Here is a 20529-nt window from a genome sequence, read left to right as displayed (position 1 = left end):
CTATTCAACTGTACAGATTTAAGTATTTTGTGCAGCAGAACTACAGCTACAACTAAGAAATACATCTAGCCTGTGCAGACGCACGACCAGTTTAACTTATTATTACGCTTTGTTGTTGGAACCGAACTCACGAATTTTACCGATAACGGTTTGTTTAATCGCTTCACGACCTGGAGCGATGAATGTACGTGGGTCATAAGCATCCGGTTTCTCAGCAAGCACTTCACGAACCACTTTCGCAAATACGATTTGGTTCTCAGTGTTTACATTGATTTTGGAAGTTCCCAAGGAGATTGCTTTTTTAATGTCATGTGTTGGGATGCCAGTACCACCGTGCAGAACGAGTGGAAGTTTGATTGCATTGCAGATCTCTTCCATTTCTTTGAATCCGAGGTTTGGCTCGCCTTTGTATGGTCCGTGTACGGAACCCAGTGCAGGTGCCAGTGTATCGATACCTGTTTCGTTAACGATACGCAGACAGTCGTCCAACTTAGCGTACATTACGTCGCCGACAACATCATCCTCTTGACCGCCAACCATTCCAACTTCAGCTTCAACAGAAACGCCTTTGGAATGAGCATATTCAACCACTTTTTTCGTTGTAGCAATGTTTGTGTCGATTGGGCTGTGGGAATCGTCAATCATAACGGATGTGAACCCAGCGTCGATAGCTTCTTTACATTTTTCAAAGCTGGAACCGTGGTCCAAATGGATCGCAACCGGAACGGTGATTTTCATGTCATGAATAAGACCTTCTACCATTTTAACTACAGTGTAGAATCCGCCCATGTGACGTGCTGCGCCTTCAGAAACACCCAAGATTACTGGGGATTTTTCTTCTTCAGCAGCGCCCAAAATAGCTTGAGTCCACTCCAGGTTATTAATGTTGTATTGACCTACTGCGTATTTTCCTTCGAGTGCTTTGTTCAACATGTCTTTCATAGATACCAATGGCATGGTTACAGTCCTCCTAAAGGTGTTTGGGTTTGTCTATATTTTTAGCCGACATCACATACGGGCTTATTATACCACAACCCATGTTAAATACTAAACAAGCTTTTGCATATCAACACATACAAAAATCACGCTCAGGACGCCGTTTTTCGATAGAATTGTATAAGGAGAGGATTTACTTTCAGTATTTCCCATAATCACAAACAAAAAACCCTGTTGTGTTAACAGAGTTCTCAACCACCGTGACTCACCTAGTCACCTCTGAGTTGTTTGTTCACAGCAATCCGCATTTCGTCAATATCAAAGGGCTTGGTAAAATGCATTAGCGCACCTAGCTCCGTCGCCTCTTTAATCATGTCCAGTTCTCCATATGCTGTCATCATAATAACCTTGATATCGGGATTCATGGTTTTTAGATGTTTCAGAATTTCGAGTCCGTCCATACCTGGAATTTTCATATCGAGCAGAACCAGATCAGGTGGTTCCTTCTCAACAATTTCAAGTGCAATTTTCCCGTTCGCCGCCTGAAAGGTCTCATAACCCTCACTTCCGAACACTTCCATCAGTAAAATCCGTATTCCATTCTGGTCATCGACGATTAATACTTTCTTCTTTTCCAATGTTTTAACCTCCTAAGATCTTAAAACGAGGATCATGCAGCTATTGCCATAACAGCGTCCGATGACGTACAATATCCGTCCCATACCTAAAACTATATTCGCTCCTGCAAAAAGAAAATCCTTCTCTAATACATAATTGTGGAATATTCTTTCATAATCAGGAAGCATGGGATAAAAAAAGACCTCCCGTAGGAGGTCTTTCAAGCCGTAGCATTAACCTTGAAGCTGCAATGCTGCCTTTACAAATTCACGGAACAAAGGCTGCGGACGATTCGGACGGGAAGTAAATTCCGGGTGGAATTGTACCGCCAGGAACCACGGATGCTCAGGGAGCTCCACGATTTCCACCAAGCGTCCATCCGGTGAAGTACCGGAAATGCGAAGACCCGCTTTTTCAATAACTTCACGATATTCGTTATTGAATTCGTACCGATGACGGTGTCTTTCGTACACCAGCTCGTCGTTGTAGCAAGCCGAAGCCAGGGAACCTTCCACCAGTTTGCATGGATACAAGCCAAGACGCATCGTACCGCCCAGATCTTCGATGTCTTTTTGGTCGGGAAGCAAGTCAATGACAGGATAATCCGTTGCCGGATTAATTTCCGAGCTGTTGGCTCCTTCGAGACCAGCCAGGGAACGTGCAACCTCAATGACAGATACCTGCATACCCAGACAAATACCGAAGAACGGAATTTTTTGCTCCCGTGCATAACGGATAGTACTAATTTTGCCTTCAATTCCGCGATCGCCGAAGCCACCTGGTACGAGAATGCCGCCAATGCCGCCCAGCATGTCAGCTACGTTCTCGTCCGTCACTTCTTCAGCGTTCACCCAACGGATTTTTACGTCTGCATTCGCATCAAATCCAGCGTGCGAAAGTGATTCAACCACACTTAAATAAGCATCATGTAATGCAACATATTTACCAACAATAGCAATTTCAACCGTTTTATCCAGCTTGCTGATTCGATCAACTAACCCTTCCCATTCGGTCATATCTGGTGCAGGTGTTGTCAGCTTGAGATGGTTAACTACGATTTCGTCCAAGCCTTCTTCACGTAGGTTCAACGGAACCTCGTAGAGGGTTGAAGCATCGCGGCATTCTACCACTGCATTCGCATCAATATCGCAGAACAATGCAATTTTAGCCTTCATATCGGAGGACAGTTCATGCTCTGTACGGCAAACAATGACATTCGGTTGGATGCCGATGCTGCGCAGTTCTTTTACACTGTGCTGGGTTGGCTTGGTTTTAACCTCACCAGCAGCTTTAATATAAGGAATGAGCGTTACGTGAATATACATCACATTTTCGCGCCCAACTTCGCTTTTGAGCTGACGAATAGCTTCCAAAAATGGCAAGCTCTCAATATCGCCCACAGTACCGCCGATTTCTGTAATAATTACGTCCGAACCCGCTTCACGGCCTGCACGGTACACGCGCTCCTTGATTTCGTTCGTAATATGAGGGATAACCTGCACCGTACCGCCCAAATATTCTCCGCGACGCTCTTTGCTGATTACGCTGGAATATACCTTGCCTGTTGTGACATTGCTGTTCTTGGACAGATTAATATCAATAAAGCGCTCATAGTGTCCCAAGTCAAGGTCCGTTTCCGCACCATCATCCGTTACAAACACTTCACCGTGCTGGTAAGGACTCATCGTACCCGGATCGACATTCAGGTAAGGGTCAAATTTTTGAATCGTTACCTTCAGTCCCCTGTTCTTCAAAAGCCTCCCCAGTGAAGCTGCCGTAATCCCTTTGCCCAAGGAAGACACAACCCCGCCTGTCACAAAAATATACTTTGTCACTGTTCAAAACCCTCCTAGATAAGATGCAAAATTCAGGCGACATTATGATGTTATCGTAACCCGTTTGCACGGATTATCATCCATGAAGAAGGCAGCGGAATCATTTTCCATGTCCGCCGCCCTTAGCCTTCTTTCATGAGTGAAAACACCCCTATAAAAAACAAAAAAGCACTCCCGTAGTACGGGGCACTTTTATAAAAAAAGCAAACATATAAGTGAATCAATCATAAGCCCAAGCAATAGTTTACCCCGTGTCCAATCCGCTGTCAAGGAAGTTATATGTGTTAATTTGTCCATTGAACCAGATTGGAGAGAATCCACCTGAAAGCTTTAAATCAGAAGAGGTTTTCAATAAAACGGTCATGAAAAAGGGGAGAACGCATCTCCCCTTGCAGCCTGTTCCTAACGAAGTGAATCGTCGTCTTCCGTCGACTCATCGTCATTTTCATCTTCTGAATCTTCCTCATCACTGAGGTCCTCGTCGTCTATAACCACGTCTTCATCACTATCATCATCATCTTCTCCGTCGAACAGCTCGTCTTCGCCGTCCTCGTCTTCGCTATCTGCATCGAAGTCGTCATCAGAGTTGTATGTTTCTTCTTCATGATAGTCATCTTCGTCGTCATCGTCTTCGTCGTTAATAATACGAGGACGCTTGGCGCCTGTCAGGGCATCTTCGGATTTATCTACCGGATACCAACGTTTCAAGCCCCACAGATTCGTACCGACACAGGCAAAACGCCCGTCAATGTTGATTTCAGTATATAGCTGAGCAATAACGTCATTAATTTCTTCGTCAGACAAGCCGCGCAATTTGGCGACTTCCTTCATCAGGTCACGGTAATAATATGGAGTATTGGCTGCTTTCAATACCATAAATGCCAAGTCCACCATTGGAGTCTCGTGGACTTTCTCCGGGTCAATCTTCAAGTTGAGTGGGGTACTCACCTAGGGACACTTCCTCTCACACGTAATTCACAAGAACATGTTTCAGAGCATACACGATACATGCAATACTAACATATCCATTATCAAAACTAAGTAAAACCTATTTGGAAGCAAATTGCAAGTTAAAGATGGGTATCGTCATAATTTCCAGGAATATCCCCCTAAACAAGACGGCACACGTAAAAAGACGGGGTCCCCCCCGTCTTCGACTGTACCCGCTTCGGGAGAACCCCCAAAGTTGTTGCACAAGAGCTTATGCCCTCCATGTATCGTATGTGTCCACATCCACTTTGACACGACAAGCAGGCCTATTTACTTAAAAAAGGGGCAGGTTTCCCATGCCGCAGCTGACGCTTGCTCATACTATACCTCAGCATGGCTCATCGGAGGGGGACCGTCTCAAATGGACTATCCGGATTTTTTGCAGCGTTTGCATGAGGGTATTTCGGAGCCGTCCGGCAGTGGACGGAACAAACAGATTATCACGTTCGATAAGCCTCACCAATACCGGGAATGCCTGTCCTATCTCAGGAAGCTGAAACCCGAGCTTGCGGGATTACGGCAAGTACAACCGGCCAGACTAATCCGTGCTTTAATCGCTCCGCTTTCAGGGGGAGACAGGCTGGGCAAATATCACAACGGTGTTACCGTTGAAGAAGATACCCGCATGAAGGTTCACGCTGAAACTGCTCATATACCAAAAGCAGAGAAGAATCTTTCCATGCCATGGGGAGTCAAACAGGTACGTGCATACAAGGCTTGGCCTTCCTCGACAGGGAATCGGGTCAGAATCGGTGTGATCGACACAGGAGCGGATTTTCAACATCCTGATCTTCGCCATTCTCTCGCCAGAGGTATTAATTTGCTTAACCGAACCATGCTACCCTATGACGATAATGGCCATGGTACTCATATTGCTGGAACTATCGCGGCTTCCAACTATGACGAAGGTATGGTGGGCGTAGCACCACGAGCTTTAATTCATCCCGTAAAAGCATTTGATCATAATGGAGCCGCCTACGTCTCCGATATCATTCTTGGTATCGACTGGTGTGTATTAAATCGTGTCGATATCATCAATATGAGCTTTGGTATGAAGTCGCGCAGCAAGGCATTACTTGATATGGTGAATAAGGCATATCATAACGGCATCGTCGTTGTAGCGTCCTCGGGAAACGAGGGCAAGCGCCGAAGTATTGACTACCCCGCCCGCTATTCCCAGACGATCTCAGTGGGGGCTACTGACAAATACAGACGCATTGCACCTTTCAGCAACCGAGGGCAATTTGTAGACGTGTACGCACCTGGCGAAAAGATCACATCCTCCTGGATCCATGGCAAGCATCACGAAATGAGTGGTACCTCTATGGCTACTTCCCATGTGACCGGAAGCATCGCACTTCTCCTTTCACTGAGGCCGGAACTGGGGCCTGGAGAAATCAAGGCGTTGCTTAAGCGTACCGCCACACCACTACGCCTGCGCAAAAGCGCTGGACGTAGCTCTATCTCGACCAAACTTGGCGAAGTCGATGCCTTCCGGTTGATGCAGGAGGGCACAAAGTGAATGATGATGTGATGCTAAACCTCTAGTGTAGCGCCCGGTTCCAGAGAATAGACTTCTCTAGCAGGACCTTCACACCCACTATTCCCTTCTCTTATCAACTCATCTCGTACCAGGTCGGTCTGCAGCTTTGGCGCATGAACGAGTACAACCTGTTTGCTAGGCAATTCCTTCAACATTTGCCGCACATCTGGTAATCCCTGGTGTACCTTGTAAATCAAATGCCGAGCTACACATCTGTCATTTTGATCCACACGTTCCAACAGATGTTTACCAAAAGAACCATGTGGAGCATGCCCGGTCAATATAACACTGTTGCTAATGCTTTCTCCGTTATCATTACCCTCCCTCATGTTGCGATTTTTCGATAGAAACTGATAGTACCAGCGCGCCTGTGGGGAATCCATCATGCCGTCTCTTGTTATGATAATAGCCGTTGGGTTCTGTTCCAGCAGACTCACTCGTTCCGCAGCATCACGAGGCACGAAGACCCTGTCACTGTTTAGCACATGTCTTATTCGCGCTGGGGCTTCCGGACGCAGCCATTCTTTCCAGCGGTTTAACTGTTTCAATCCCTGCCATATGTCGTGCTCTACAATCATTGCCTGTTCAGGAAATTGCTCGCTAGCCCATACGATCATGTCCTGTCCTCTGCCAAAGGCAGGCACCGGCAACAACACATGGCCACCAGACCATAGTATCCGCTCCATCTCGACCCTCAGCCGCTCCAGCTTAACAGGCTGCGGGTCTATATCCATGCCATACGCATTGTCCATAATGGATATGTCCGCTAGATTGGGCTCTGACTTCCATTCAGGCAGGTCATGCAGCCCCTCCCCAACACCCAAGTCTGGCGCATCGGCTGCAAGAAGCTCAGATTCGCGGCTGTAATCTCCAGAAAAAAACAACCGCTTCCCTTCCATTTCTACCACATACCATACTGCACCAGCCAAATGTCCACTGCGTCCCCACATGATTCTCATACCCGGACAAGCCTCGAGCCATTCTCCTGCTGGCGCCTCATCTTCTAGATAGCGATAAGCAATGGATTGGATGTTCTGTTCGTCGTATGGCAGTTCTGCTCCTCTTGATTCAACATAAGTATGCCAGGAGCGAAAATAGGAGCCTAACTGCTCAGCAGTGGCCTTGGTCGTCCAGACCTCCCCCTGGTATCCATACTTGTACAGTAGGGGGAGTGCCATGGAATGATCCTCATGTGCATGAGACAGCAATACAGCGGTCAGTCTCTCCGCCACCTGCGGTGGGAAAACCGGATATTGTCCGGTTCCTTCCTTTTTCACGCCACAATCCAGCATGACGCGATGCTGTTTTCCTTCAAAAACATAGCAGGAACGGCCATGTTCGCCCGCCCCTCCCCAAATCCTAAGCTTGGTCATGATTATTTCCACTTTCTTCGCGAGTTTAAGCTTTCCATTAAAATCAGTAGCAACGTGGTCATTCCGACCGATATGACAGCCATCGCCATCCCAAGCGACACCTGTCCCTGTTCAAATTGTGCAAATATGTAGGTTGCTGACGTCTGAACGGATGGTGGCAAAATCAGTAATGATCCTACCAATTCGCGTGAAGCAATGGTAAATGTCATCATCCAACCAGCGAGCATTCCCGGTACAATCAGCGGCAGTACAATCCGGCGGAATATATAAGACGGTCGCCCGCCAAATACCTGCCCCGCCTGAAAAAGGCCAGCGTCCACCTGTGTAAAGGCGCTTTTAACATACTGCACAGTATAAGGAACAAACAAGATAACATACGTCAGAATGACCATGCCGTATGTGTTATACAATGGAATCGGCATCCATGGTGAGTTCCACCACAAAATCAGGCCCACCACCATAACAATTCCCGGCACCGTATTCGGAAGCAAACTAAATGCATCAACCGTCCGTTGGATTCTTGTGCGTGAGCCGCCAATGACAAGTGCAAACCAAGTGCCCAGCACCACAGCAAGCGTCGATGCGCCCAAAGAGAGAGATACGCTGTTCAGGAGCGCCTCCATACTCTCTGATCCCCAAGACAGCAGTTCCTTGTAAGAGTCGAGCGTCAAATTATCCCAGGCAAGTCCCATTCCCCTCAGCTTCATCGTCGAGGCTGAAAGAATTGAAAAATAGGGAATGCCAATGGACGCAATGAGCAACAATAGAATGAATGCAACACTCAGCCCCGTAGTCCAACCGGATATACGAAGACGGGACGGACGCGAACCTTTACCCCCTACCAGTCTGTACGTAAACTTCCGGTTGATCACCGACTGCGCATACCACATGAGCAGGCAGGCGGTTAACAGCACCGAGGCCATCGACGTCGCTTTGCCAAAATCTATGGGCCAGCTGGAAATGTATTTGTGAATTTCCGAAGTCATGACCTCATACCCGATACGCCGCCCAAAGGTAGCGGGGGTGCCAAACTCGGCAATCGTTTTAACGAAAATGAGCAACGCGCCCATTCCGTAAGCTGAAAGCAGCAGCGGTAAAATGATTCGTCGGAACCTGTACAGAAAGTCGCCGCCCATTACGGCACCCGCCTCCTCCAGACTCCCGCCAATCCTCACCAGCGCCCCGCGCAGCAGCAGGTACAGGAATGGAAATAGATGTAGGCTCATGATCATCAGCATGCCACCAAGGCTAAAGAAGGATGGCGTTAAGAAATACAGGTCCGGGAACAACTGCTCCAGATATCCGTTTTTTTGCATAAACAGAATCCAGCCCATGGACCCGATATAGGGCGGGGTCATAAACGGAATTAGCAGCACGACATCCAACCAGCGCCAGTGCGCAAGACGAGTGTTGGACATGATCCAGGCTAGCGGAAGTGCAAGTACCGTTGTTCCTGCAATCACACAGATACCTAGCCAAATCGAGCTGAATAGCACTCCCGCAAATGGTGAAGCAGCTAACGTTCGAAAAGGTGCATCCCACTGAAATTCTTCATCAACATACACACTTTGGATAAAGATTTGCAGCAACGGCATCACAATCAAGAAAAGAAGCGCGATCAGAGCCAGCGTCAGACACCACGCTCTGATGTGTTTAACGGATAAGCCTCCCATCGGCTTATTTGAACATTTGCGTGAACTTCTCTGTCACGTCTGATCCATGTTCGCCCATCCATTCCCAATTGGTCTTCAGCAATGGGATCTCGTCCAGATTGGCACGCTTGTCAGCTTTGATATCCGTGCGGCCCGGGAGTAAGGAGGCATCCGCTACTAGTTTCTGTGCGTCGTCCGACAACAGATAGTCAATAAATGCCTTGGCATTCTGCTCATGCTGCGTTGACTTGAGAATTGCAGCAGGACGTGGGCTGATGACGGTTCCCTCTGTTGGATAGACGATGTCAATCGGCTCGCCTTTGGCTTTAGCCTTGTAGGTCATGTAATCGACCGCAGCAACGACTATACCTTTAGCTCCGGTAATCACGGGGTCCAGCGCTTCCTGATTGGCACCAGCCATGGCAACACCGTTAGCCTTGTACTGCTCGAACAACGTCCAGCCTCCATCGCCCTTGGCGCTCAGATAGCCTGTCATAAAGTCCAATGCTGAGCCGGACAGTGATGGGTCGGGGATGTTAACCTGATCCTTGTACTCAGGCTTCGCTAAATCGGCCCATGAAGTTGGTGGTGTTTTCACCAGCTTTGTGTTATACGCAATGCCCAGAGCAGAAGCACTGGTACTGAAGTAGTTGCCCTCCTTATCGGACCAGTCTGGATTTAGCTTGTCCGCGTTTTTGGCATCCGGGTAAGGCAGTGTTAGTCCTTCCTTTTTCAAGCCTTGTACAGACGGAAGCGATGCCAGCACAACCACGTCCGCTACCGGATTTGTCTTCTCGGCTTCCATACGGGCCAAAATTTTTCCTGTCGTTCCCTGGAACAACTCTACCTTCACTCCGCTCTGCGCCTCATATCCTGCTATCAGCTTTTTCGCCAGTCCATCCGGGCCTGCGCTGTAGACCACCAACTTCTGATCGGTGGATGCCGCCTCCGCTTGTCCTGCTGATCCATTAGCTGGCGCCCCATCCTTGGTTGGCGTTGCTGTTCCGCAACCCGCCACAGCGAGTCCAAAAGTCAAGGTTAATGCGAGCATCGTCCCTTTTTTCCATCCTGTACGAAAAACATGCCTATTCATCATCTTATATATACCCCTTTTCCTTATGCTTCAAGTTGGTGGATGTGTTGCGGTGATACCCAAATGTGCATTTTTTCGCCAATCGGCAAACGGGTGGAGTGATATGCAGTCCATTGCTCACCGTTCTCGGCTAGTATACGAATTTCATAACGATCGCCGACATAGCTGACATGCAGGATCTCTACTGTAAAAGCGTGCTGATCCGCTTGCTCCTGTTCCCAACGGACATGTTCAGGACGAAATAGTGTCCGTTCCAACTCCAGCCAGTTGGATTTGCCGATAAACCTCGCCACCTCTGGATGAGCTGGGCAACCGTAGATCACCTCTGGTGTTCCGGTCTGCAAAATATGTCCACTTTTCATAACAACCACTTCATCAGACATGGACATGGCCTCGATCTGATCATGGGTGACATATAGGGCGGTCAGCCCCAGATCGCGCACAAGCGACAGCATCTCAATGCGCATCTCCTCCCGTAGCACCGCATCCAGCGCACTGAGAGGCTCGTCGAACAAAACCAGTCGAGGCCGGATAGCAACCGCTCTTGCGAAGGCAACCCGCTGCTGCTGACCACCGGACAGCTGATGAGGATACCGATCCTCCATCCCTGACAATCTGACCATGTCGAGCGCCTCCAGCACCACTGTCCGCAGTTTCTTGTCTCGGGCGCTGGCAAACCCTTTCCCGCGCCTGCCCGCACGCAGGCCGAAGGCCACATTTTCAAACACCGTCATATGCGGCCACAACGCGAAATCCTGAAAGACCATACCAAAGTGGCGGAGATGCGCGGGAATATCCTTTTTTCGTTCTGCCGAAAAAAGAATTTCCTCTCCCATCGTGATTGTGCCGGTATCCGGTGTCTCCAGACCAGCAATCAAGCGCAAGAGCGTTGTTTTCCCACATCCGGACGGTCCGAGCAGTGTTGTGAATTTACCCCGTCGTACGACCAGATTCGTCTCATGCAGCGCTGTTATTTGGCTGAAGGTTTTACTTAATCCGTGAATATATAGATCCTGATTCATCGCATTACCTGCCTGTTCTTCTGACTGACCCCAGTGTAAAACTTGAATTCGCAAGCTGTGTTATTGGAAAGTTAAAACAAAATTAATTATTTCAATGAATTGTGTTAACACTCATAGATTTAATCTATATAGAGGGGATTGATGCTGCTACCCCTACAAATAGGCATGATTGTTCGATTAACCTGAAAGCGAGGCATTCTAAGTGAATTTAAGTCTTCTAAAGTTACATATTGTAGAACTGCTGAATAAGCACCATAAAATTACCACGGTCGCCGAGCTTCTTGGCCTAAAGCAACCCACTGTTACTTTTCATATGAAAAATCTGGAGCGTGAATTCGGCGTAAAGCTGTTTGACACACGCATGGGCAAAATCATCCTGACGGATGCTGGAAATGCGCTACTGCACTATGCCAGCAAAATTAATGCACTGGCTGCCGAAGCTGAGCGAGTCGTCCGCGAGTTCGATACGCTCCAGCGGGGAAGCATACGTATTGGCGCAAGCTATGTACCCGCTACCTACTTGCTTCCTGCTGTGTTGCACCGCTTTGCCCGTGAGCATCCGGGCATTCACATCGCCTTGTCTGTGAAAACTGCGCCCGTGATCAAGGACATGCTCGCTCGTCACGAAATTGATCTTGGCATCATTTCGGCAGAGCCGTTTCAATCCCCAACGCTACTTTCAGAATCCTTGGGCGAAGATGAACTGATGCTCATCTGCTCACCCACTCATCCGCTCGCCAACGAAACCGATTTGACACCCGAGCTTATCGCTTCTTCCTCCTTCGTATTACATGGCAAGGATTCCAGCACACGCCACGTGACCGACAAATGGCTGGAGCGTGGGAGTCGGCGACTTCCCTCCTATCTGGAGTTGGATTCACTGGAAGCCATCAAACAGGCGGTTATGCTGGGAGAACACATCTCCTTTGTCTCTCGCATTGCCGTTCAGTCAGAGGTTGAGCGGGGCTTACTGGTTGTAAGACCTATTCCGGGGCAGTCTGTTGAGCGGTATATTTATATGGTCAGCAACAAAGACCGCCATCGCTCGGCACTCATTCACAGATTCACCGAATATTTATCATGGAACCAAGATTAAATCTTACCTGTCATATAGAAATTATGTCTTTTTTTTACCGGAGTACCCTCTTGCTTTGACATACGACTGACAATACACCCATAAAGTGTAGCGTGTAACCTATTCGGACGAACAGGAGAGGATGAAATGAAAACAGGCCTTCGTATCACCCAATTGATGTCGGTAGTAACTCTGAGTGCAGTACTGCTCGTAACAGGATGGAAAGGAGCAGAACCGGTACAAGCTGCCGCCAATGCCACACCAAGCTATGAGGTGAAGCTACTACTGGATACGGCTCAGGTGCTCAATGCGGATGGCTCATTAAAAAGTGGCATCGTGAACGAGTTTCAAATTAGCGACGATGCACAACGATTGAGCGTCGAGTATTTTGATACAAATTCATTGCAATTAAATGACGAGGGCTGGAACGTGAGGTTTCGCAAAAAAGAGGACAAAAAAAATTATGAATTAACCTACAAAAAGCGCTATACGGTCACAAATGGAAATATCGACGCGGCGCTCACCCAAGCGAATAAAGAAGGGTTCAGCGCATCTGATGATAATTATGAGGCTGAGGTGGATTGGGGATACAGCAAGCAAACACTAAGTTTTTCCAATGATAAAAAAACAAACGCCTCCAAAGGATTGGCTCTGCCTTCCCCAGATCAAGCATTAAAGCAACTACAGGATAATCTTCCGGGCAAGCTGCAAAACTGGAAATCCAGCAACTGGGGCAAGAAAACTCTGGCAGACTCCAGAGTACGCGGTCCGGTACAGGTCAGCAAATATGAAGGTAGCTTTCAGGGACTGGATACCGACGTTGAAATATGGCCTATTCGCAGCGCAAACGGATCAGGTACAGAAAATATTATCGAAATCTCCTTCAAAACCTCGGATTACAGTGTTGCCGCCAGCAACCGCACCAAGCTGATGAACCTGTTGCAATCCAAAGGATGGCTGGTTCCCGCCGATTCCCTGAAAACGAATTTGGTACTGGAACGCTACTAAGCTAATCCAACATAAAAAGGAACCGAGGCGCCAACCTGTTGAGAGTGGCGCCTCGGTTCCTTTTATTATTATTTATATGACTACAAGGTCATGATGTTAAAGTTGCTTGCTTACATACGTTCCGGTGCAGACACGCCCACTAGCTTCAGTACGTTGGCAATGGTCGTGCGCACCGCGCCAAACAACGCCAAGCGTGCCTGCGTTTGAGCAGCATCCTCTGTGATGACGCGCTCTGCTTTATAGTAGCTGTGGAACAATGAAGCCAGCTCATAGACATAGCGAATCATACGGTGTGGCGCAAAGTTTGCAGCCGCCACCGATACTTCCTCCGGCAGCTCGCCGATTTTGCGGAGCAAATCGTATTCATGCTCAGCCGTCAGCTTGGACAAGTCAACTTCTGCCAACGGCAGCACAGCAATCCCCTGCTCTTCAGCTTGACGATATACGCTGCATGCACGTGCGTGCGCATATTGTACGTAGAATACTGGATTCTCATTGGAAGTGGAAATCGCCAAATCCATGTCAAAATCCAGGTGCGAATCCATGCTGCGCATAGTGAAGAAGTAACGGATCGCGTCTACACCCACTTCTTCCATCAGATCTTCCATCGTCACGGCCTTGCCAGTACGTTTGGACATTTTTACTTTTTCCCCATTTTGGAACAAGCTGACCATTTGGGCAATCAACACTTTAAGCTTATCCGGGTCATTACCCAGTGCTTCCATTGCTGCCTTCATCCGTGGAATATAGCCATGGTGATCCGCTCCCCAAATGTTGATGATCGTGTCATACCCACGAGCATATTTATCGCGATGGTAAGCGATATCCGGGGTCAGGTACGTATATGTACCGTCATTTTTGATCAAGACACGGTCTTTATCGTCGCCGTACTTGGTCGTATTCAGCCATGTAGCTCCGTCCTTCTCGTAAATCTCTTCACGGTCACGCAGCTCATTCAGCGCTTTAAGCACTTCACCATTTTCATACAGCGACGTTTCGCTGAACCAGGAGTCAAAAGGTACACGGAACAGCTCCAGATCACGCTTAATCTTGTTTAGTTCCTTTTCCAGACCGTAGTCACGGAAATAAGCAGCACGATCTCCCGGTTCCATGGACAACAGAGAATCGCCCTTTTCAGCCACCAGTTCCTTGGCAAACCCGATGATATCCTCACCATGGTAACCATCTTCCGGCATCTCCGCAGGCTGTCCCAGCTCCTGCAAATAACGCGCTTCAATAGAGCGGCTCATGTTGTAAATCTGGTTGCCCGCATCATTAATATAGTATTCACGAGTTACTTTGTATCCGGCAAAATCAAGCACGTTGCAGAGAGCATCCCCTACGGCTGCACCACGTGCATGACCTAAGTGAAGGCTACCTGTCGGATTGGCGCTGACAAACTCGATTTGTACCTTTTTGCCTGCACCTTCCTGTATACGCCCGTAATCTGCCCCCTGCTCCTGCACTTGTCCAATGACTGCATACAGGTAGCTCTTGTTCAGACGGAAGTTAATAAAACCCGGTCCAGCGATTTCCGCACTTTCAATAGAAGCGGAAGCTAAATCCATATTCGCGATCAAATCTTCAGCGATTTGCCGCGGGTTCTTCTTCGCAATGCGGGTGAGCTGCATCGCAGCGTTGGTAGCCAAATCACCGTGTGACTTGTCCTTGGGCACCTCCAGCGTAATGGTCGGCAGCTCTTCGCGGCTCACGATTCCGGCAGCCAGCACCGCCGCCTCAATTGCTGAAGTCACCTTTTGATTAATAAGTTCCAGTGGATTGCTTGTCATGATTATTGCTCCTCCTGTATATGCAAACTGATGGCAAAATGCCCCGAGAAATCCTCAAATACGTACAGATCATAGGTCCAACTCACATGTCCGCTGAATCCATCCATCCGAATATCGAGCTTCTGCGTATGCGCAGACATGTTCAGGTTTAAATAAGGCGAGCGGTAAAATCCAGGCAACCTGCGTCCCAGCGCAAACGACTGCTCTGATTGTACCTCACCGTGACGAATCAGCTTTAGCTCATCCGGTCCGATTTTGACTGTGTTCCGTGTCGTACCGCCCTCAGGACTTTCTTGCGGCTCATCGTACCTTATATATAGATGCTTCCCACGCACAATCGCTTCTCCGGGAAGTTCCTGTACCACATCTTCTCCGTCATGATGACTATGAAGACGGATTCGGACCTTTGCATTATGTGGCATGTATTCAAACTCCATTCTATTGCTATCCTACTGTACTACTATATCCAGTTCCCGATTGCAATTCAAATGAGTTTTTACAAAAAGATGCTTTCATCCAAAAAATTTAGCTACCTTAAGTCAGCTCCATCAGATGCTTGGCTAAAACTTTCAATGAATCGAGAGGCTAGAGAAGACATGTATTTATCCTTCATCCAGACAGCCGCCACACGTGTATGCAATTCTTCACACATAATTTCCTTAACGATTAACTGGTTATTGCTTCCGAGTGACAACGCAGACCGCGAAATCATACCGATCCCCAGCCCTTCATTAGCCCAATGAAGCGTGGTGCGAGCATCATCGTTTTTGCAAAAGAAATTTGGCTCAAAGCCATGCTTTATACAGGTATCGTGGATCAATTGTTCAAAGCGGCGATATACGATGAGCGGCCTGTTTTTCAAGCCAGACAACGGGATGGTCTTCTGTTCGGGGTTCCAGTCATGTTCTTCTGTCATCACTGCGATCATCGGTTCGGAGGACGCATATCTGCACCCTAAATCAGTGGTATTAAAAGGGGTTCTGACGATACCGACCTCGACAATTCCTTTGTTCAAAAGATCGAGAATCCTAAAGGTATTTCCCTCATGAATTTCAAATTTTACACCCGCATAGGTTTTATGAAATTCGGAAAGCCTGTCTTTCATTAGGGCTGCGCCGGAAGAGGAGACCGTTCCAATGGTAAGCGTACCCTTCATCCCCAAGGCAAAATCGTTAATTTCTCTCGTTGTGGCATCTGTCAGCTCCAGAATCTGCTTGGCCCTATTCTGTAAAATGATGCCGGCCTCCGTCAACTGGATGCTTCGCGAGCCTCGATGCACGAGCTTTACACCAAGCTCTTCCTCCAGTTGCATGAGCTGCTGACTTAAGGGAGGCTGTGCGATTTGCAGCTTTTTGGCTGCCGCTGTAATCTGTCCGGCCTCTGCGATCGCCAAAAAATACTTGAGATGTCTCAATTCCATCATTATGGCCCTCCGGTACTGATATATGTAAAACCTATACCTCTAATATATATTAAATATTATTCATATGGTTGGGGATATGACATAATCAAATTCAGATATGCTATTGCGGCATGAGGCTATATACATTATTTAGGTTAGGTGATGGTTTATTTGCTGAAATTTGCTGTTTTTTTGAAACCCTATAAAAAGGAAACGATTCTTGGGCCTCTATTTAAACTGATTGAGGCCATCTTGGAACTATTGCTGCCCACTATGGTTGCCTTAATGATCAATCATGGTGTAGGTAAAGGAGACACCCATTATGTTTGGCAGATGGGTCTTTTGATGTTACTCATGACTATACTGGGCTTTGGCAGTTCATTAGTGTGTCAGTTTTACGCAGCCCGTGCCTCCCAAGGATTCGGGACTACGCTGCGCAATACGATGTTTAAACATATTTCATCGTTTTCTTATGCTGATCTCGATAAGTTCGGTACGCCCTCGCTCATCAACCGGATTACGAATGATGTCAATCAACTCCAAACGGCTGTAGCGATGCTGATTCGTCTGGTCATTCGTGCTCCTTTTATTTGTATCGGGGCTATTATCATGTCCATGATCCTGGATTTCCGCCTGGCTTTGGTGCTGTTGGCGGCTACACCGGTTCTAGCTTTGATCCTGTATGTGGTCATTACGAAGGCTTCACCACTGTATCGTCGGTATCAAAAAAAACTCGATAAAATCGCTCTGGTACTTAGCGAAAATCTTACAGGCGTACGGGTCATACGCGCATTTGCCAAAAGAGGCGCTGAGCGAGTTAAATTCAAGGCCGCTTCGGATGACCTGACTCAGACCGCTATTCGTGTCGGACGTATTTCTGCTTTGCTAAGCCCTGCCACCTTGCTGGTGGTAAACGGAGCTATTATTGCAATCCTGTGGATCGGCGGCATCCATATCCAATATGGATCACTTACACAAGGGGAGATTATTGCCTTTATTAATTACATTACGCAAATTTTATTAGCTCTGATTGTGGTGACCAATTTAATTATTTTGTTCACCAAGGCTGCCACTTCAGCAGCGCGGATTCAGGAGGTCCTAGACACGCAAGCTTCGATTTCCGACACTGCTGCTACTTCTACATCTATAGACAGGGAGGGAACAAGTGGGCATGGCGCTGTACCAGCCATCTCTTTTGATCATGTTTCCTTTGGATACAATAAGACAGGACAACTGGCACTTAGTGATGTAGTCGTAAACATCTATCCCGGTGAGACGGTCGGCATCATCGGAGGGACAGGTTCGGGGAAATCCACTTTTGTGAATCTCATTCCCCGTTTCTATGATGCGGTAGAGGGTCGTGTGCAGGTTGACGGCATCGACGTTCGGCAGTATAAGCTTGAGCAATTGCGGCAGAAAATCGGTATTGTTCCTCAGAAGGCGCTGCTGTTCACTGGGACGATAGCGGATAATATCCGTTGGGGACATGAACACGCCACCGACGAGGAAGTCGCTCAAGCCGCAGCAATCGCGCAAGCGGATGAATTTATTTCTAACTTGCCGGAAAAATTCGATGCCCCGATCACCCGAGGAGGACTTAATCTATCGGGAGGACAAAAACAGCGACTTACCATTGCCAGAGCTATTGTAGGCAATCCGGAAATTCTGATTTTGGACGATTCCTCAAGCGCACTTGATTTTGCAACCGATGCCGCTCTCCGTAAATCGCTACGGGAAAATAGCACCCGCATGACTGTCCTACTGGTCTCGCAACGAGTAAGCAGTGTACAGCATGCCGATAAAATCATTGTATTTGATGAAGGCCGGATTGTCGGAATCGGCACACATGATCAGTTGATGAGCAGCTCGGAGGTATATCAGGAAATTAATCGCTCCCAGCTCTCAACGCAGGAGGTGGACCAATGAGTGGCAAGGAAACCTGGAGAAGATTGTTAACCTATGTCGGTCAATATAAAACAACAACATTTTGGGTCATCGTCAGTGCGATTCTCAGCGTGCTTGCCAGTCTGATCGGACCCTACATGATTGGTCAAGCTATCGACCACATGGTGAATAAGGGAGCAGTGGATTTTAAAGGTATTGTACAGATTCTAGCTGGATTAGGCATTGTATATGTTGTAGGCAGTCTGTTTAGCTGGCTGCTCACGTATTTGACGAACCGTATTGCTTTTCAGACCGTAAATGATATGCGGCGGAAGTTATTTGATCATTTTAATATCCTTCCGTTAAGCTTTCATGACACTCATCCGCAAGGAGACAGCATTAGCCGTTTTGTGAACGATATGGATGCTGTGTCGGATGGATTGCTGCAAGGCTTTTCCACCTTGATTACCGGGATTATTACGATTATAGGCTCCATTGTACTCATGCTGTATATCAGTCCGATCATGACGTTGGTCGTATTGGTGTCTGCCCCGATCACATACGGTGTGGCACGGTTCATTACGACAAGGTCACAGCGTATGTTCCGCGAACAGGCCAAAATTTTAGGAAGCCTGAACGGTTACGTAGAAGAAATGATTGACGGACAACGGGTAGTTACTGCTTTTCATTATGAAAACCGCTCGCTTGAGGAATTTTCCGCCAGAAACGAACAATTGTATCAAGCCGGGGTGAAATCACAGTTTTACGGATCATTGTCCAACCCCTCCACCCGATTGGTGAACAACATGACTTTTTCAGTCACCGCCATGATTGGTTGTATCTCCATCATTTTGGGTGGGATCTCGGTAGGTGGATTGTCGAGCTTTCTGATTTATACCAATTTGTTCGCCAAGCCCTTTAATGAAATTACGGGTGTTCTCACCCAGTTCCAGGCAGCCACGGCTTCTGCTCAGCGCATATTTGCGATTTTGGACTCACCGCCAGAGCAGCCGGAAAAATCGAACGCCGTACAGCTGGAGCGCAGCAAAGGCACGATTCTTTTTGATCATGTCAAATTCTCCTATAACCCGGAACGTACGCTCATTACGAACTTTAGTTTAGAAGTTAAGCCAGGCACTCGTGTGGCCATTGTCGGGCAGACCGGAGCTGGCAAAACCACACTCGTCAATCTGCTCATGCGGTTTTACGATGTAGACAGCGGCTCGATATCCATCGACGGGGTGAATATCAACGACATGAGCCGGGACAGCCTGCGGACTAACTTTGGTATGGTGCTTCAAGATACATGGCTGTTCAGCGGAACCATTCGGGACAATATCGCTTACGGGAAGCCGGAAGCCACGGACGAAGAAGTCATCGCGGCTGCAACAGCTGCCAATGCGCATAGCTTCATCAAGCGACTGCCTCATGGCTACGATACGGTCATCAGCGGGTCAGGCGACAGCCTGTCGCAAGGCCAAAAACAGCTGCTTACCATCGCGAGGGTAATCCTCGTCGATCCACCTATGCTGATCCTGGATGAAGCGACCAGTAGCATAGACACTCTGACAGAAGCGCGTATCCAAAAAGCATTTATGAAAATGATTGCCGGGCGCACCAGCTTTGTGATTGCCCACAGACTATCGACCATCCGCGAAGCGGATTTGATTTTATACATGAAAAACGGCGATGTCGTCGAAAGCGGTACCCATGAGGGGCTGCTTGCCAGCGGGGGCCACTATGCCTCGCTCTATAACAGCCAGTTCACTACAGCTTAAAAGACTGAACGGATACGGTCGGATCATTAAGGTCAACGTTCTTTAAAAAAGTCGGTTGCTTTTTAAGCAAACGGCTTTTTAATTTTTCTTTGATAAATCCCCCCCTTATATTATATAATAAAACACGAACAAACGTTTCCGTTTCATCTAAACCTTATGGTTTGTGTATAGCCAACATCATGCATGGGTTTCAGTTGGGAGGCTGAATATGGATATTAATGAATTTCAAAAGTGGGTCAAGCAATATTATCAGGAGAGGAACTGGTCTGATTTAGATATCTTCGTCCGAATTGGTTTCTTGGCAGAGGAAACCGGGGAGGTTGCGAGAGCTATTCGCGCCCTGGAAATCGGCAGAGACCGGCCTGATGAGATCGATGGTTCATTCGAGGAGAACAGGGAGCATTTAACTGAAGAACTTGGAGACGTACTGGGTAATCTCATCGTGATCGCCAACAAGTATGACATCACCTTGGAGGATATATTTCGAACACACCAGCAAAAACTTGCAAAAAGATATACATAAAGGAGAA

17 protein-coding genes are annotated in these 20529 nt (G+C 47.8%); 6 read left to right on the top strand and 11 right to left on the bottom strand.

The window, feature by feature from the left end:
• Positions 1-102: 102 nt before the first annotated feature.
• From fba to rpoE, 4 genes are all read right to left on the bottom strand, one after another.
• Positions 103-957, bottom strand: coding sequence for a class II fructose-1,6-bisphosphate aldolase (gene fba / locus MKX46_RS16185; protein ID WP_013308219.1), 855 nt, complete (start codon positions 955-957; stop codon positions 103-105).
• Between the two features lie 248 nt (positions 958-1205).
• Complete coding sequence (locus tag MKX46_RS16180) at positions 1206-1574, bottom strand: response regulator (RefSeq protein WP_013308218.1); 369 nt, start codon at positions 1572-1574, stop codon at positions 1206-1208.
• Between the two features lie 213 nt (positions 1575-1787).
• On the bottom strand, positions 1788-3389 hold the full coding sequence (locus tag MKX46_RS16175; protein WP_013368772.1) for a CTP synthase: 1602 nt from the start codon (positions 3387-3389) through the stop codon (positions 1788-1790).
• 402 nt (positions 3390-3791) lie between these two features.
• Complete coding sequence (gene rpoE / locus MKX46_RS16170) at positions 3792-4337, bottom strand: DNA-directed RNA polymerase subunit delta (protein WP_029514893.1); 546 nt, start codon at positions 4335-4337, stop codon at positions 3792-3794.
• A 403-nt stretch (positions 4338-4740) separates the two neighbouring features.
• On the opposite strand from rpoE, the gene MKX46_RS16165 reads away from it, so the two are divergent.
• Positions 4741-5901 carry a S8 family peptidase gene (locus MKX46_RS16165; RefSeq protein WP_029514895.1) on the top strand — a complete coding sequence of 387 codons (1161 nt, stop codon included), beginning with the start codon at positions 4741-4743 and terminating at the stop codon, positions 5899-5901.
• A gap of 14 nt (positions 5902-5915) precedes the next feature.
• Here the strand turns inward: MKX46_RS16165 and MKX46_RS16160 are convergent, their stop codons facing one another.
• From MKX46_RS16160 to MKX46_RS16145, 4 genes are read right to left on the bottom strand one after another with little or no spacing between them, the layout of a single operon-like run.
• A complete protein-coding gene (locus MKX46_RS16160; RefSeq protein WP_341071910.1) occupies positions 5916-7301 on the bottom strand; it encodes an MBL fold metallo-hydrolase in 1386 nt (461 codons plus the stop codon).
• A complete protein-coding gene (locus MKX46_RS16155; RefSeq protein WP_341071460.1) occupies positions 7298-8968 on the bottom strand; it encodes an ABC transporter permease in 1671 nt (556 codons plus the stop codon). Before MKX46_RS16155 ends, MKX46_RS16160 begins: the two co-directional genes overlap by 4 nt.
• Before the next feature lie 4 nt (positions 8969-8972).
• Positions 8973-10043 (bottom strand): ABC transporter substrate-binding protein, encoded by a 1071-nt coding sequence (locus MKX46_RS16150; protein ID WP_029514900.1) that lies wholly within the window; start codon positions 10041-10043, stop codon positions 8973-8975.
• 20 nt (positions 10044-10063) lie between these two features.
• A complete protein-coding gene (locus MKX46_RS16145) occupies positions 10064-11062 on the bottom strand; it encodes an ABC transporter ATP-binding protein (protein ID WP_340931157.1) in 999 nt (332 codons plus the stop codon).
• Positions 11063-11264: 202 nt separating this feature from the next.
• Here MKX46_RS16145 and MKX46_RS16140 point away from each other — a divergent pair, with 202 nt between their 5' ends.
• Together MKX46_RS16140 and MKX46_RS16135 are read left to right on the top strand one after the other, a co-directional pair.
• Positions 11265-12158 carry a LysR family transcriptional regulator gene (locus tag MKX46_RS16140; RefSeq protein WP_029514902.1) on the top strand — a complete coding sequence of 298 codons (894 nt, stop codon included), beginning with the start codon at positions 11265-11267 and terminating at the stop codon, positions 12156-12158.
• A 126-nt stretch (positions 12159-12284) separates the two neighbouring features.
• A complete protein-coding gene (locus tag MKX46_RS16135) occupies positions 12285-13145 on the top strand; it encodes a hypothetical protein (RefSeq protein ID WP_069011481.1) in 861 nt (286 codons plus the stop codon).
• 110 nt (positions 13146-13255) lie between these two features.
• On the opposite strand, the gene argS is transcribed toward MKX46_RS16135, so the two are convergent.
• The 3 genes from argS to MKX46_RS16120 all read right to left on the bottom strand — a co-directional run bounded on the left by argS (position 13256) and on the right by MKX46_RS16120 (position 16355).
• Positions 13256-14935, bottom strand: a complete 1680-nt coding sequence (argS, locus tag MKX46_RS16130) for an arginine--tRNA ligase (RefSeq protein ID WP_029514906.1) — start codon at positions 14933-14935, stop codon at positions 13256-13258.
• A 2-nt stretch (positions 14936-14937) separates the two neighbouring features.
• Positions 14938-15372, bottom strand: coding sequence for a DUF1934 domain-containing protein (locus tag MKX46_RS16125; protein ID WP_080658551.1), 435 nt, complete (start codon positions 15370-15372; stop codon positions 14938-14940).
• Positions 15373-15464: 92 nt separating this feature from the next.
• On the bottom strand, positions 15465-16355 hold the full coding sequence (locus MKX46_RS16120) for a LysR family transcriptional regulator (RefSeq protein WP_209950358.1): 891 nt from the start codon (positions 16353-16355) through the stop codon (positions 15465-15467).
• 153 nt (positions 16356-16508) lie between these two features.
• Here MKX46_RS16120 and MKX46_RS16115 point away from each other — a divergent pair, with 153 nt between their 5' ends.
• The 3 genes from MKX46_RS16115 to MKX46_RS16105 all read left to right on the top strand — a co-directional run bounded on the left by MKX46_RS16115 (position 16509) and on the right by MKX46_RS16105 (position 20522).
• Positions 16509-18263, top strand: coding sequence for an ABC transporter ATP-binding protein (locus tag MKX46_RS16115; RefSeq protein ID WP_340953626.1), 1755 nt, complete (start codon positions 16509-16511; stop codon positions 18261-18263).
• Complete coding sequence (locus MKX46_RS16110; protein WP_340953625.1) at positions 18260-19999, top strand: ABC transporter ATP-binding protein; 1740 nt, start codon at positions 18260-18262, stop codon at positions 19997-19999. Before MKX46_RS16115 ends, MKX46_RS16110 begins: the two co-directional genes overlap by 4 nt.
• Before the next feature lie 208 nt (positions 20000-20207).
• Positions 20208-20522: a MazG nucleotide pyrophosphohydrolase domain-containing protein gene (locus tag MKX46_RS16105; RefSeq protein WP_029514913.1), complete on the top strand. Its 315-nt coding sequence runs from the start codon at positions 20208-20210 to the stop codon at positions 20520-20522.
• Positions 20523-20529: the final 7 nt, after the last annotated feature.

This window comes from Paenibacillus sp. FSL P4-0113 (assembly GCF_038009305.1).
GTDB classification, from domain to species: Bacteria; Bacillota; Bacilli; order Paenibacillales; family Paenibacillaceae; genus Paenibacillus; species Paenibacillus polymyxa_D.
This window is presented reverse-complemented; position numbering and strand designations above follow the sequence as displayed.

What these genes read in the sequence shown, in the direction of transcription:
- fba (WP_013308219.1), bottom strand. Translation starts at nt 957, where the DNA reads ATGCCATTGGTATCTATGAAAGACATGTTGAACAAAGCACTCGAAGGA.
- MKX46_RS16165 (WP_029514895.1), top strand. Translation starts at nt 4,741, where the DNA reads ATGGACTATCCGGATTTTTTGCAGCGTTTGCATGAGGGTATTTCGGAG.
- MKX46_RS16155 (WP_341071460.1), bottom strand. Translation starts at nt 8,968, where the DNA reads ATGGGAGGCTTATCCGTTAAACACATCAGAGCGTGGTGTCTGACGCTG.
- MKX46_RS16150 (WP_029514900.1), bottom strand. Translation starts at nt 10,043, where the DNA reads ATGATGAATAGGCATGTTTTTCGTACAGGATGGAAAAAAGGGACGATG.
- MKX46_RS16145 (WP_340931157.1), bottom strand. Translation starts at nt 11,062, where the DNA reads ATGAATCAGGATCTATATATTCACGGATTAAGTAAAACCTTCAGCCAA.
- MKX46_RS16135 (WP_069011481.1), top strand. Translation starts at nt 12,285, where the DNA reads ATGAAAACAGGCCTTCGTATCACCCAATTGATGTCGGTAGTAACTCTG.
- argS (WP_029514906.1), bottom strand. Translation starts at nt 14,935, where the DNA reads ATGACAAGCAATCCACTGGAACTTATTAATCAAAAGGTGACTTCAGCA.
- MKX46_RS16125 (WP_080658551.1), bottom strand. Translation starts at nt 15,372, where the DNA reads ATGGAGTTTGAATACATGCCACATAATGCAAAGGTCCGAATCCGTCTT.
- MKX46_RS16120 (WP_209950358.1), bottom strand. Translation starts at nt 16,355, where the DNA reads ATGGAATTGAGACATCTCAAGTATTTTTTGGCGATCGCAGAGGCCGGA.
- MKX46_RS16110 (WP_340953625.1), top strand. Translation starts at nt 18,260, where the DNA reads ATGAGTGGCAAGGAAACCTGGAGAAGATTGTTAACCTATGTCGGTCAA.
- MKX46_RS16105 (WP_029514913.1), top strand. Translation starts at nt 20,208, where the DNA reads ATGGATATTAATGAATTTCAAAAGTGGGTCAAGCAATATTATCAGGAG.